The sequence below is a fragment of the Streptomyces hilarionis genome, from assembly GCF_024539675.1.
GTDB classification, from domain to species: Bacteria; Actinomycetota; Actinomycetes; order Streptomycetales; family Streptomycetaceae; genus Streptomyces; species Streptomyces hilarionis.
The window spans coordinates 1-291 of sequence record NZ_JAHHIT010000664.1; the positions used below are offsets into that span (position 1 = coordinate 1).

Annotated in this window: 1 protein-coding gene; it reads right to left on the bottom strand. The window is 61.2% G+C overall.

The annotated features are described in order from the left end of the window. Positions 1–291, bottom strand: a 291-nt coding sequence (locus tag KMS84_RS44455; RefSeq protein ID WP_256921555.1) for an efflux RND transporter periplasmic adaptor subunit, incomplete at both ends; no start/stop codon positions are given.

Genomic DNA, 291 nt, shown 5'->3' on the forward strand with positions numbered 1-291 from the left:
TGCCAACGTATCGCCAGTCGCCACGGTCATACCCGCGCGTACGTTCAACTCTTGCAGCACACCGCCAATGGGACTGGTGAGCGTCAGGTAAGGCTGGACCTTACCGCCACGCTCAACCTGAGTAATCAGCGTTGCTGGCATCCCTGTGAACCGCAGTCGCTGGCGGGCCGCAGCCAGCAGGTCAGCATCACCGTTGCGTTTCAGGGCAAGGAACTCAGTCTGGGCAGCCGCCCATTCCGGCACCAGAATATCCGCCAATGCCGCATTGGCTTTGAGCACATCACCGGGTGC